This window comes from Intrasporangium sp. DVR (genome assembly GCF_040365325.1).
Lineage (GTDB): Bacteria > Actinomycetota > Actinomycetes > Actinomycetales > Dermatophilaceae > Intrasporangium.
In genome coordinates this window covers 138603-151808 of the sequence record NZ_BAABZW010000003.1, presented here as the reverse complement: position 1 = coordinate 151808, position 13206 = coordinate 138603, and the positions used below count along the sequence as shown (strand labels likewise).

At 70.4% G+C, this 13206-nt stretch carries 9 protein-coding genes; 7 read left to right on the top strand and 2 right to left on the bottom strand.

Translation table 11 applies throughout. The features are described 5' to 3' along the window. The first annotated feature begins 193 nt into the window (after positions 1 to 193). The 7 genes from ABWV20_RS03605 (at position 194) to ABWV20_RS03575 (ending at position 10549) form a co-directional block, all read left to right on the top strand. Positions 194 to 2092 (top strand): 2-oxoacid:acceptor oxidoreductase subunit alpha, encoded by a 1899-nt coding sequence (locus tag ABWV20_RS03605; protein WP_353353442.1) that lies wholly within the window; start codon positions 194 to 196, stop codon positions 2090 to 2092. Then, positions 2089 to 3204: a 2-oxoacid:ferredoxin oxidoreductase subunit beta gene (locus tag ABWV20_RS03600; RefSeq protein WP_353353441.1), complete on the top strand. Its 1116-nt coding sequence runs from the start codon at positions 2089 to 2091 to the stop codon at positions 3202 to 3204. Before ABWV20_RS03605 ends, ABWV20_RS03600 begins: the two co-directional genes overlap by 4 nt. Before the next feature lie 3 nt (positions 3205 to 3207). Beyond that, positions 3208 to 4203 carry an EamA family transporter RarD gene (gene rarD, locus ABWV20_RS03595; RefSeq protein ID WP_353353439.1) on the top strand — a complete coding sequence of 332 codons (996 nt, stop codon included), beginning with the start codon at positions 3208 to 3210 and terminating at the stop codon, positions 4201 to 4203. 80 nt (positions 4204 to 4283) lie between these two features. Further along, complete coding sequence (locus ABWV20_RS03590; protein ID WP_353353438.1) at positions 4284 to 5819, top strand: MFS transporter; 1536 nt, start codon at positions 4284 to 4286, stop codon at positions 5817 to 5819. Between the two features lie 47 nt (positions 5820 to 5866). Then, complete coding sequence (pta, locus tag ABWV20_RS03585) at positions 5867 to 7939, top strand: phosphate acetyltransferase (protein WP_353353437.1); 2073 nt, start codon at positions 5867 to 5869, stop codon at positions 7937 to 7939. After that, positions 7936 to 9132, top strand: a complete 1197-nt coding sequence (locus ABWV20_RS03580) for an acetate/propionate family kinase (RefSeq protein WP_353353435.1) — start codon at positions 7936 to 7938, stop codon at positions 9130 to 9132. The genes pta and ABWV20_RS03580 overlap by 4 nt, the downstream gene beginning before the upstream one ends. A gap of 7 nt (positions 9133 to 9139) precedes the next feature. Further along, the gene (locus ABWV20_RS03575; protein WP_353353434.1) at positions 9140 to 10549 is read left to right on the top strand and encodes a class II fumarate hydratase; all 1410 of its coding nucleotides are present in this window, start codon (positions 9140 to 9142) and stop codon (positions 10547 to 10549) included. 139 nt (positions 10550 to 10688) lie between these two features. On the opposite strand, the gene ABWV20_RS03570 is transcribed toward ABWV20_RS03575, so the two are convergent. Together ABWV20_RS03570 and ABWV20_RS03565 are read right to left on the bottom strand one after the other, a co-directional pair. Further along, the gene (locus ABWV20_RS03570; protein ID WP_353353433.1) at positions 10689 to 12020 is read right to left on the bottom strand and encodes a D-arabinono-1,4-lactone oxidase; all 1332 of its coding nucleotides are present in this window, start codon (positions 12018 to 12020) and stop codon (positions 10689 to 10691) included. Next, a complete protein-coding gene (locus tag ABWV20_RS03565; RefSeq protein WP_353353431.1) occupies positions 12013 to 13188 on the bottom strand; it encodes an alanine racemase in 1176 nt (391 codons plus the stop codon). The genes ABWV20_RS03570 and ABWV20_RS03565 overlap by 8 nt, the downstream gene beginning before the upstream one ends. Positions 13189 to 13206 lie beyond the last annotated feature (18 nt).

Here is a 13206-nt window from a genome sequence, read left to right as displayed (position 1 = left end):
GGGCACTCCCGACCGGCTCGGACGCGTCGATCATGGGCCCGGGGATGTTAGCGGGCACGACCCGGTCCGCGCAGCATTGTGTCCGTGAAATGACAACCTGCACGAACATGACCCCTTCGCGGCCTAGCATGGGTACTGGCTCGTTGGGAAGCCCCCCGGCCAGTGTCTAGAAGCGCTTAGGACGTCGCAGAGCATGAGCACCAAATTGGTCCAGAAGCTCGATCGCGTGGTCATTCGTTTCGCCGGGGACTCCGGCGACGGCATGCAGTTGACCGGCGACCGGTTCACCTCGCAGACAGCGTTGCTCGGCAACGACCTGTCGACCCTGCCCAACTTCCCGGCGGAGATCCGGGCACCCCAGGGGACGCTTCCCGGTGTGTCCAGCTTCCAGCTGCACTTCGCCGACCACCACGTCCTCACGCCGGGTGACCGGCCGGACGTCCTCGTGGCGATGAACCCTGCGGCGCTCAAGGCGAACCTGCGCGACCTGCCGCGCGGCGCGACGATCATCGTCAACACCGACGAGTTCACCAAGCGCAACCTCGCCAAGGTGGGCTACGCGACGAACCCGATCGAGGACGGCTCGCTCGAGAGCTACCACGTCCACGCCGTGGCGCTCACCTCGATCACCGTCGACGCCTTGGCACCCTTCAGCGACCTGACCCGCAAGGAGAAGGAGCGGGCGAAGAACATGTTCGCCCTCGGGCTCCTCTCATGGCTGTACACGCGACCCCTCGAAGGTACGGAGGGGTTCCTCAAGGCGAAGTTCGGGGCGCGCCCCGGCATCCTCGAGGCCAACCTCGCGGCACTCCACGCCGGCTTCCACTACGGCGAGACCACCGAGGACTTCTCCGTCTCCTACGAGGTCTCCCCCGCGCCCATGGAGGAAGGCAGCTACCGCAACGTCACCGGCAACGTGGCCCTCTCGCTGGGGCTCGTCGCTGCGGCGCACCGCGCGAAGCTCCCCCTCTTCCTCGGGTCATACCCCATCACGCCGGCCTCCGACATCCTGCACACGCTCGCCGGCCTCAAGCGCTACGGCGTCGCCACGGTCCAGGCCGAGGACGAGATCGCCGGAGTCGGGGCAGCGCTCGGCGCCTCGTTCGCCGGAGCCCTCGGAGTGACGTCGACCTCCGGGCCCGGCCTCGCTCTCAAGGCGGAGACCATCGGCCTCGCGGTGTCGCTCGAGCTCCCGCTCGTCATCATCGACATCCAGCGCGGCGGGCCCTCGACCGGCCTGCCGACGAAGACCGAACAGGCCGACCTGCTCCAGGCGCTCTTCGGTCGCAACGGCGAGTCCCCCGTGTCGGTCCTGGCCCCGGCCACCCCCGCGGACTGCTTCGACGTCGCCGTCGAGGCGGTGCGCATCGCCACCGTCTACCGCACGCCGGTCATCATCCTGTCCGACGGCTACCTCGCCAACGGCTCCGAGCCGTGGCGCCTGCCGAGGACGAGCGAGCTGCCCGACCTGACGGTCGAGTTCGCCACCGAGCCGAACGACGTCACGGCTGACGGTGAGCCGGTCTTCCACCCCTTCAAGCGCGACCCGGAGACGCTGGCGCGTCCGTGGGCGATCCCCGGCACGCCCGGCCTCGAGCATCGCGTCGGCGGCATCGAGAAGGCCGACATCACCGGCAACATCTCCTACGACCCCGACAACCACGACAAGATGACCCGGCTGCGCCAGGCGAAGATCGACGGCATCGCCGACAGCATCCCGCCGCTCCTCGTCGACGACCCGACCGGAGACGCAGAGCTGCTCGTCCTCGGTTGGGGGTCGACGTACGGCCCCATCGCGGCCGGCGTCCGGCTCGCCCGGGCCATCGGCACACCGGTGGCTCATGCGCACCTGCGCCACCTCAACCCCTTCCCCGCCAACACCGGCGAGGTGCTGCGCCGCTACCGCCGGGTCATCGTCCCGGAGATGAACCTCGGACAGCTCGCGATGCTGCTGCGTGCCACCTACCTCGTCGACATCCAGTCGCACACGGCCGTCCGGGGCCTGCCGTTCCAGGCGAGCGAGATCGCCGATGTGATCGCCCAGGCGGCGCGCACGTCGGTTCCGGAGAGCATGAAGGAGATGGCCAAGTGAGCATCACTGACCTCGGTGTCCCCACCAACGGGAGCCCCGCACCGGGGCACCCGCTCAGCGGCGTCGGGCACGTGCCCGCGCTCAGCCCGGGCGAGACCCTCTCCAAGCGGGACTTCACCTCGGACCAGGAGGTGCGCTGGTGCCCCGGTTGCGGCGACTACGCGATCCTCGCGGCCGTCCAGGGGTTCCTCCCCGAGCTCGGCATCAAGCGCGAGAACATGGTCTTCGTCTCCGGCATCGGCTGCTCCTCCCGTTTCCCGTACTACCTCGACACCTACGGGATGCACTCCATCCACGGGCGCGCCCCGGCCATCGCCACGGGGATCGCCGCAGCGCGCGACGACCTGTCGGTCTGGGTCGTGACGGGCGACGGCGACGCGCTGTCCATCGGTGGCAACCACCTGATCCACGCCCTGCGCCGCAACATCAACCTCAAGATCCTGCTGTTCAACAACGAGATCTACGGGCTGACCAAGGGCCAGTACTCCCCCACGTCACGCACGGGGCAGGTCACCAAGTCGTCGCCGCTCGGGTCGCTCGACACCCCGTTCAACCCGGTGTCCCTGGCACTCGGGGCCGAGGCCACCTTCGTGGCGCGCACGCTCGACTCGGACCGCCAGCACCTCACCTCGGTGCTCCGGGCGGCCGCTGAGCACCGCGGCTCCGCCTTCGTCGAGATCTACCAGAACTGCCCGATCTTCAACGACGGCGCCTTCGACGTGCTCAAGGACCGGACCGAGGCCCAGGCCCGCATCTTCTACCTCAACAACGGCGAGGAAGTCGTGGCCGGGGATGGAGACGACCAGCGAGTCGTCGTCCGGGACGACCAGGGCGTCATGACCGTCGTGCGGCGCGCCGACGCCGATCCCGCCCGGATCGTCGTGCACGACGTGTCGGCGGAGAACCCCGCCGCTGCGTTCGCGCTGTCCCGGCTCGACTCAGCCGAGCTGACGAGCGTGCCGATGGGCGTGTTCCGCAATGTCGCCCGACCCGCCTACGACGACCTGCTGCGCGACCAGATCGACTCCGCTCGCACCGGTGAGATCACCGACGCTGACATCGACGCCCTCCTCGCGGGCAAGGACACGTGGACGGTCAGCGGGCCGGCATGACCGGTGCCTGACGAGCAACAGGGTCTGGGCACCCGGCCGACACGGCCGGGTGCCCAGCTCGTGGGCCCGCCTCAGGGAGAGGTGGGCCGCGGCACCGTGCTGGCCTTCGCCGCATACGGCATCTGGGGGCTGTTCCCGCTCTACTTCGACGCCCTGAAACCGGCCGGAGCCTGGGAGATCCTCGCCCACCGGATCCTGTGGACCCTGCTGTTCTGCGTGCTGCTCATCGCGGTCACCCGGGACGTCGACTGGATCCGACCGGTGTTGCGCCGCCGAGCGCTGCTCGCGGGAATCACCGTCGCGGCCCTCCTCATCGCCGCCAACTGGGTCATCTACGTGGCCGTCGTCACCGCGGGACACACGAGCGAGGCCGCACTCGGCTACTTCCTCAACCCCCTCGTCACCGTGGCCCTCGGCGTGATCGTCCTCGGGGAGCGGCTTCGCGTCCTCCAGTGGGTCGCCGTCGGCATCGGGCTGGCCGCCGGCGTCTACCTTGCCCTGGCGAGCGGCCGGGTGCCTTACGCCGCAATGGCTCTCGCCATGTCGTTCGGCCTCTACAGCCTGACGAAGAAGAAGGTCGGCGCCTCCCTCCAGGCGGTCCACGGACTTGCCCTCGAGACCGTCATCCTCGCCCCCGCCGCCGTCGTCATCCTCCTCGTGGTCTCGAGCCGCACCGGTCTCGAGTTCGGTGACCACGGTGCGCTGCACACCTGGCTGCTCGTCGGCTCGGGTGTCGCGACCGCGGTTCCGCTCCTCTTCTTCGCTGCCGCCGCCCGCCGCATCCCACTCGTCAGCATCGGGCTCATCCAGTTCATCACCCCGCTCATGCAGCTGCTCGTCGCCGTCCTCCTGCTCGACGAGCTCATGTCGCGCGAGCGGTGGATCGGCTTCGGCATCGTCTGGCTCGCCCTCGCGGTCCTCAGCATCGACTCGGTCCTCGCGCTCCGCCGGGGACGCCGAGCGGCCGCTGCCATCCCCACCGACGACTACCCGCGCTGACCGATCGAAAGAGCAGTTCGCGACAGGCGATGGGTGTCGCGAACTGCTCTTTCGATCAGGGGGCATGACACAGTGGGACGGTGGCCGGCATCGAGCTGGGGACTCGCACCGGACGGCTCGTCATCGCAGCGGCGGTGCTCGGGTCGGGGATGGCGCTGCTCGACGGCACCGTCGTCAACGTCGCGCTCGTCCGCATCGGCGCTGAGCTCGACGCCAGCCTGGCGGACCTCCAGTGGATCACCAACGGCTACCTGCTCGCCCTCGCCTCACTCATCCTGCTCGGCGGGTCGCTCGGGGACCGCTTCGGCCGGCGCCGGGTCTTCGTCATCGGGGTCGTCTGGTTCGCGCTGGCATCACTGGCCTGCGCCGTTGCCCAGAGCGCCGGGCAGCTCATCATCGCGCGCATCCTCCAAGGCATCGGCGGGGCCCTGCTGACCCCAGGCAGCCTCTCGATCATCCAGTCGGTGTTCCGGTCCGACGACCGGGCCAAGGCCATCGGCACCTGGTCCGGCCTCGGCGGGATCTCCGCGGCGGTCGGCCCCTTCGTCGGAGGATGGCTCGTCGAGTACGCCTCGTGGCGCTGGGCGTTCCTGCTCAACCTCCCGCTCGCGGTGGTCACCGTCTGGATCGCCCGCACGTCGGTCCCGGAGACCCTCGACGAGGCCGCACCGCGCGAGTTCGACGTCGCGGGGGCCACTCTCGCCAGCGCGGCTCTGGCCGTGCTGACCTACGCCCTCATCCAGCTGGAGGCCCTCGGCACCGGCCCCGGCGTCGCGCTCATGCTGCTCGCTCTCGCACTGGCGGTGGGGTTCGCCCTCGTCGAGGTCCGGAGCGCGCACCCGATGGTGCAACCCGCGCTCTTCGCCTCCCGACAGTTCACGGCAGCCAACCTCATGACGATGCTCGTCTACGCGGCCCTCGGCGCCGTCTTCTTCTTCCTCACCCTGCAGCTGCAGACCGTGCTGCGCTACGGGCCGCTCCGCGCCGGACTGGCCACCCTGCCGGTCACCGTGCTCATGCTCTTCCTCGCCGCCAGGGGCGGCGAGGTCAGCGCCCGCATCGGCCCCCGCCTGCCGATGGCGGTCGGGCCCGCCGTCTGTGCCGTCGGCGCCGGCCTGCTCACCGGCGTCGGGGCCGGCGACTCCTACTGGAGCGCCGTGTTCCCCGGCATCTCCATCTTCGGGCTGGGGCTCAGCCTGCTCGTCGCACCCCTCACCGCCACCGTGCTCGGCGCCGCGCCGGACCGCTGGGCCGGGATCGCCAGCGGAGTCAACAACGCGGTGGCGCGGGCCGGAAGCCTGCTCGCCGTGGCTGCCCTCCCGGCCGTCGTCGGACTGAGCGGCGCCGACTACCAGCGGCCCGAGGCCTTCGACGCCGGCTACGGCCGCGCCATGTGGATCTGCGCCGTGCTCCTCGCCGCGGGCGGGCTCGTCTCCTGGGGGCTCATCCGCAACCCCGAGCCGGCCGCAACCCCCGTGCCGGCCCCGGTGGGCGGCACCCAGCCACCCACGGACACCACCGTCCCCGGGAAGCGAGCCCAGCGGCATACGGCGCCGGTGGGGTGGTCGTGCGCGGGCGCGGAGGGCTGCCCGGGACACGCGGAGGAGGCCGAGTGACGAAGACGCTGTGCGAGCCGGCCTCCGGAGACCGATAGCCTGCCTTCGTGTCCACCAGCGTCTACCTCGCCTCATCGGAAGGGCTGTCGGGCAAGTCGGCCGTTGCCCTCGGCATCCTCGACCAGCTGAGCCGGCGGGTCGAGCGCGTCGGGATCTTCCGGCCGATCGTCCGCTCGGAGAGCGCAGCGAACGACCATGTGCTCGACCTGCTCCTCTCCCGACTCGATACCGGCCTCACGGCGGAGGATGCGTCCGGCGTCGGCTACGAGGACGTCCACGCCGACCCCGACGGAGCGATGGCCACCATCGTCGACCGGTTCCACGCGGTGGCCGAGCAGTTCGACGCGATGCTCGTCGTCGGCTCCGACTACACGGACGTCACCTCCCCCACCGAGTTCTCCTACAACGCCAAGATCGCCGCCAACCTCGACGCGCCGATGGTGCTCGTCATCTCGAGCAAGGGCCGCACGCCGGAGCAGGTGCGGGTGGCCGCGGAGATCGCCTCCGACGAGGCCAAGGCCAACCACGCGCACGTGCTCGCCGTCGTGTCCAACCGAGCTGTGCCCGATGCCGTGACCGCCACCAGGGACGCTCTCACGGAGGCCCTCGCGGACACCGCGGCCTATGTCATCCCCAGCGCCCCCGTGCTCGAGTCCCCCACCGTCCGAGACCTGCTCGCCGCGGTCGACGGCACCCACCTCTACGGTGACGACGACCTGCTCGACCGCGAGTCACTCGGCCTCGTGGTGGCCGCCATGACCCTGCCCAACGTCCTCGACCGGATCTTCGAGGGCTGCGTCGCCATCGCCCCCGCCGACCGCGGTGACGTGCTCCTCGGCCTCCTGCTCGCGCACCGGTCCCAGACCTTGCCGACGCCGTCGGGCATCGTCCTCAACGGCGGCTTCGACCTGCCGGCGCCCATCACGACGCTGGTCGAGGGCCTCGAGGTCCACGTGCCGGTGATCAGCTGCGCCACCGGCACGATGCAGACCGCGGCCACTCTCTCCGCCGTCGTCCCGCGGATGACCCGGTCGGCGACGCGCAAGATCGAGACCGCGCTCAGCCTGTTCGACGAGCACGTCGACGGCGCAGAGCTGCTCGACCGTCTCAAGGTGTCGCCGAGCCACGTCGTCACACCGCTGATGTTCGAGCACCAGCTGCTGGACCGAGCTCGCGCGGCCGACAAGCACATCGTCCTGCCGGAGGGTGAGGAGGACCGCATCCTCCGCGCTGCGGACCAGCTGCGGCGGCGTCGCGTCGTGCGACTGACGCTGCTCGGCGACTCCGGGGCGATCCGTCGACGGGCCGCGCAGCTCGGCCTCGACATCGAGGGCGCCACCCTGCTCGACCCCCATGAGGAGGAGTTGCGCGCACGGTTCGCGGAGGAGTACGCCGAGCTGCGGGCCCACAAGGGGGTCACCCTCGAGCAGGCGCGCGACATCGTCGTCGACCCGAGCTACTTCGGGACGATGATGGTGCGCGACGGACTCGCCGACGGCATGGTGTCCGGGGCCATCCACACGACCGCCCACACCATCCGGCCGGCGCTCGAGGTCGTCAAGACGACTCCCGACATCAAGACCGTCTCGTCGGTCTTCCTCATGTCGCTCGCAGACCGCGTCCTCGTCTACGGCGACTGCGCGGTCATCCCCGACCCGACGGCCGAGCAGCTCGCCGACATCGCCATCTCGTCCGCCGCGACAGCCGTGCAGCTCGGGATCGAGCCGCGCGTCGCCATGCTCTCCTACTCGACGGGCGGCTCCGGCACGGGCGCCGACGTCGACAAGGTCCGGACCGCCACCGAGCTCGTCCGGTCGAGGGCGCCGCACCTGTCGGTCGAGGGGCCGATCCAGTACGACGCCGCCGTCGACGCGGCCGTGGCTGCCGCCAAGCTCAAGGACAGTCCGGTGGCCGGCCGGGCCACCGTGTTCATCTTCCCCGACCTCAACACCGGCAACAACACCTACAAGGCCGTGCAGCGGACCTCCGGGGCGGTCGCCATCGGCCCCGTCCTGCAGGGCCTCAACAAGCCGGTCAACGACCTCTCTCGAGGAGCCCTCGTGCGGGACATCGTCAACACCATCGCGATCACGGCCATCCAGGCCGAGGCCCTCTCGTGAGCGGTCTCGTCCTCGTCGTCAACGCCGGTTCCTCCTCCCTGAAGTACGACCTCATCGACGTCGACGCCGGTGCGTCCCGAGCCAGCGGTGTCGTCGAACGCATCGGCGAGCCGAGTTCGAGGGCCAAGCACTCGGTGGACGGCGTCGACCACCGCATCGAGGGCACGTGCGCCGACCATGGCGCAGCGTTCGAGCTGCTCATCGACGCGTTCCGTGAGCACGGGCCCGACCTCGCCGGGCTGGACCTGACAGCGGTGGGGCACCGGGTCGTGCACGGCGGGGCCGACTTCAGCGCACCCACTCGGATCGACGACCAGGTCGAGGCGACGATCGAGCGCCTCGTCCCACTCGCCCCGCTGCACAACCCGGCCAACCTCGAGGGCATCCGGGTGGCCCGGGCACACTTCCCCGACGTCCCGCAGGTCGCCGTCTTCGACACCGCCTTCCACCAGACCCTCCCGCCGCACGCCTACACCTACGCCGTCAACCGCACGTGGCGGGACGAGCACCGGGTGCGCCGCTACGGCTTCCATGGCACCTCGCACGCCTACGTCTCGCGCCGCGCCGCCGAGCTCCTCGGGCTTCCGGTGCCGGAGGCGAACGTCATCGTGCTCCACCTCGGCAACGGCGCGAGCGCGACGGCGGTGGCGGGGGGACGCAGCGTCGACACGTCGATGGGCCTCTCGCCGCTCGAGGGCCTGGTCATGGGCACGCGCCCCGGGGACCTCGACCCGTCGCTGCCGGCCCACCTGTCCAGGGCCGGCGTGTCGTTGGAGGACTACGACCGCGCGCTGAACAAGGAGAGCGGCCTCAAGGGCCTCATCGGGACGAACGACTTCCGCGAGCTCGAGGAGCGGGTGACGTCAGGGGACGTCGAGGCCGGCCTCGCGTTCGACGTCGTGGCCCACCGTCTGCGCAAGTACATCGGGGCGTATGCCGCTGTGCTGGGTCGCGTGGACGCCGTCGCGTTCACGGCCGGCATCGGTGAGCACAGCCCGATGCTCCGGGCCGCCGCGCTCGACGGTCTGGCCGACCTGTTCGGCATCGAGGTCGACCCCGCGGCGAACGAGGCGGCGATGTCCGGCGAGCACCGGATCTCCACGGCCGCCAGCCGCGTGGCCGTGCTCGTCATCCCCACAGCGGAGGAGCTCGAGATCGCGCGCGAGGCCGCCGCGGTCGCCGCTGGAGCATGATGGGGGCATGAGCGACCAGCACGGCAAGGGCTTCCGGACCGAGCACGACTCGATGGGCGAGGTGCAGGTCCCCGCAGACGCTCTCTACGGCGCGCAGACGGCTCGCGCTGTCGAGAACTTCCCGATCAGCGGGCAGCCCGTCCCAGTAGGCGTGGTCCACGCACTTGCGAGACTCAAGGCTGCAGCGGCGGCCGTCAACGCGGAGCTGGGAGTCCTCGACGGGGACCGCGCTCGGGCGATCGCCGCGGCCGCCGAGGAGGTTGCCGAGGGGCGCCATGACGCCCACTTCCCCATCGACGTCTTCCAGACCGGTTCCGGAACGTCGACGAACATGAACGTCAACGAGGTCGTCGCGCGACTGGCGAGCAGCTCGGGCACCGTCGACGTCCACCCCAACGACCACGTCAACTACGGCCAGTCGAGCAACGACACCTTCCCCTCCGCCCTGCGGATCGCCGCGACGATCGCCGCCCGGGACGATCTCGTCCCTGCGCTCGCCCACCTCGCCAGCTCGCTCGGCCGCAAGGAGGCGGAGTTCGCCGACGTCGTCAAGGCGGGCCGCACCCACCTGATGGACGCGGTGCCGGTGACGCTGGGACAGGAGTTCGGCGGCTACCGCAGACAGATCGAGCTCGGCGCCGCGCGGGTCGCTCATGCGGCGGAGGCGACCGCGGAGCTGCCGCTCGGCGGCACCGCTGCCGGCACGGGTCTCAACGCGGCGCCAGGGTTCGCCCGGGCGGTCATCGACCGGGTGTCCGAGGCGACCGGTCAGTCCTTCCGCGAGGCCGAGAACCACTTCGAGGCCCAGTCCACGCAGGATGCGGTCGTCGAGCTGTCGGGTGCGCTCAAGGTCGTCGCGGTGAGCCTGACGAAGATCTGCAACGACCTGCGGTGGATGTCGTCCGGGCCGCGCACCGGCCTCGGCGAGATCCACCTGCCCGACCTCCAGCCAGGCTCGAGCATCATGCCGGGCAAGGTCAACCCGGTCATCCCGGAGGCCACCCTGATGGCCTGCGCACAAGTCATCGGCAACGACATGGCGATCACGACCGCCGGCGCGGCCGGCAACTTCGAGCTCAACGTCATGCTGCCCGTCCTCGCCAAGAACATCCTCGAGTCGATCGGCCTCCTCGCGGCGACGAGCCGGCTGCTCGCAGACCGGTGCGTCGACGGGATCACGGCCGACGCCGACCACGCGCGGCGGCTGGCGGAAAGCTCTCCTTCGATCGTCACCCCGCTGAACCGCTTCATCGGCTACGAAGCCGCCGCGGCCGTCGTCAAGCGAGCGGTGAAGGAACGCAAGACGATTCGTGAGGTCGTGCTCGAGGATGGGCATGTCCGCGAGGGACGTCTCACCGAGGCCCAGCTCGACGAGGCACTCGACGTGCTCGCGATGACCCGCCCGCCCACGGCCTGACCACCCCGCAGATCGAAAGAGCAGTTCGCGACACGTGGCGCGGGGCTTCGCCCCCGTGCGACGTGTCGCGAACTGCTCTTTCGATCTGGTGTCGCGAACTGCTCTTTCGATCTGGTGTCGCGAACTGCTCTTTCGATTGTCAGGGGCCGAGGACGCGATCCAGATAGGCGTTGCCGAAGAGCCGCTCGGGGTCGACGCGGTCGCGCACGGCCAGGAAGTCGGCGAATCGCGGGTAGGCGGCGCGGAAGAACTCAGCGCCGCGCGAGTGCATCTTGCCCCAGTGCGGTCGTCCGCCATGGTCGATGGCGATCGCCTCGAAGGCATCGAAGTAGGCGCCCTTGGCCTGCCGGTGATAGCGGTGGACCGCGATGTAGCAGCTCTCCCGTTCGTACGCCGTCGACAGCCAGACGTCATCGGGCGCTGCGAAGCGACACTCGACGGGGAAGGAGATCATCTCGTCATGGCCGTCCACCCATGCCTTGAGCTCACGCAGGACGTCGGCGAGCTCGTGCCGTGGAAACGCCCACTCCGCCTCCATGAACCGCACGTCGCGGTCGGTGACGAAGACCTTGTCCGAGGCGTCGACGTACTCGCGGCCCGTCAGGGCGCGGGCCGCCACCGCGCTGACGGGCTTGGTGGTGCGCGGCACCTTGGTCACCAGACGGTTGAGCACCTCGTACGCGCGGTTGCTGAGCAGCTCGTCGTCCAGGTAGGCGCGCCAGCGCGCGAGTGGCTTGGCAGCCGTCCCGGAGTCGACTCGGTTGTTGCGCTTGGTCAGGGCACGGTCGGTGTGGGGATACCAGTAGAACTCGAAGTGGTCATTGCACTCCGCATCGTCGTCCACTGCCTCCAGCACCCGCTCAAGTGGCTCCGGCCGCTCCACGGCATGGAGCAGGAAGGCGGGGACGACGGAGAGGGTCACCTCGGTGATGACCCCGAGCGCACCGAGGCCGAGCCTGGCGGCCTGGAAGAGGTCGGGGTCCCGCTTCGGCGAGCACTCGGTCACGGATCCATCCGCCAGGACGAGGCGCAGACCCCGCACCCCACCCGTCAGTCCGGTGAGGCGAAGGCCGGTGCCGTGCGTCCCGGTCCCGAGCGCCCCACAGATCGACTGGCGGTCGATGTCGCCGAGGTTGGGCAGCGCGAGCCCGAGCTGGGCGAGCTCGTCATTGAGGACATGCAGCGGGGTGCCGGCGCGGACGGTGGCCTCACCCCGGGTCGCGTCCAGCGTGGTGACTCCGCTCAGGCCACCGAGTCGCAGCTGGACCCCATCAGTAAGGGCGACGCCGGTGAAGGAGTGGCCCGCGCCGATCGCCTTGACCCGCAGGCCTCGCTCCGCTGCCTTGACGACCTCCTCGGCAACGTCCTCCTCCGACCTCGGGGTGGCGATGCGGGCGAGCCTGGTCGACTCCGTGCCCGCCCAGTTCGACCACGCGATGCCACGGACGATCTCTCGCTGAGTCTCAGCCAAAGCACTGCCCTTCCCCACGATAGGTCGCGGCCTGACCGACGACCTCGTCACCCTCGATGAGAGCCAGATGGGTGAACCGCTCCGCGAGCTCACCCGCCTTGGCGTGGCGGAACCAGATCCGGTCACCCAGACCGAGCCGGGCCGCGCCGGGTCCCCTCAGCGGAGTCTGCACCTCCCCGGTGCCTTCGGTGCGCAGCCGGTGCAGACCGTGCTCCGGGAGCGGCGATGGGACCCGGGACCACCCGGGCGGCCCCGACGCGACATAGCCGCCGGAGTAGACGGTGACGATGTCGTCCGCCGGCCGGCGCACGATCGGGCAGGCGAAGAAGGCAGCAGGCTCCAGGTCGAGGTCGTCGTAACCGTCGAAGAGCGCGGGGGCGTAGAGACCGGAGCCGGCAGCCAGCTCAGTCAGGCTGGGGTCGCGGCCGGTCACGTGAAGACTCCCCGTGCCGCCGCCGTTGACGAAGTCGAGGTGGACGAGCTGCCGCACCCTGGCCGTGATCTCGGCTCTACGGAGGCGTAGCTGGGCGTCGGAGCGGGACTTGAGCCGCCGAACCACCGCTGAGGAGTCAGGCAGGCCGGCGACCTGAGCGTCGTAGAACATCAGGCCGACGACGAGCAGGCCGCGCTCCTGTGCTCGACGGACGACCGCCTCGACCTGTTGGGGTTCGCGAAGCGGTGAGCGGCGCACCCCGACGTGTGCAGGACCGACCCGCACGGAGGCGTCGACGTCGACAGCGACCCGCAGCCCACGAACGTCGCCAACCCCACGAGCGATGAGATCGACGAGCTCGACGCTGTCGACCATGATGCAGACGGCGGCGCGAAGACCCGGGTCGGAGACCAGCTCGGTGACGGCCAGGAGGTCGACGCTCGGGTAGGCGACCATGATGTCGGTGAAGCCCTCCCGGGCCCACCACAGCGCCTCGCGTACGGAGTAGCACATGAGCCCGGCGAAGCCCTCCTTCGCCAGGGCGCGCTCGATGAGGGCGCGGCTACGCAGCGACTTGGTGGCCACGCGGATCGGCTTGCCGTGGGCCCGCCCGACGAGGTGCTCGGCGTTCCGGTCGAAGGCAGGCAGGTCGACGGCAGCGAGCGGAGCCGGCAGGTGGCGCGTCGCGGTGGACAGACGCGCGGCCACCGGGTGCGGCAACGGGCGACGGCTCATGTCCGCACCCTACCGAGC

What these genes read in the sequence shown, in the direction of transcription:
- ABWV20_RS03565 (WP_353353431.1), bottom strand. Translation starts at nt 13,188, where the DNA reads ATGAGCCGTCGCCCGTTGCCGCACCCGGTGGCCGCGCGTCTGTCCACC.
- ABWV20_RS03605 (WP_353353442.1), top strand. Translation starts at nt 194, where the DNA reads ATGAGCACCAAATTGGTCCAGAAGCTCGATCGCGTGGTCATTCGTTTC.
- ABWV20_RS03575 (WP_353353434.1), top strand. Translation starts at nt 9,140, where the DNA reads ATGAGCGACCAGCACGGCAAGGGCTTCCGGACCGAGCACGACTCGATG.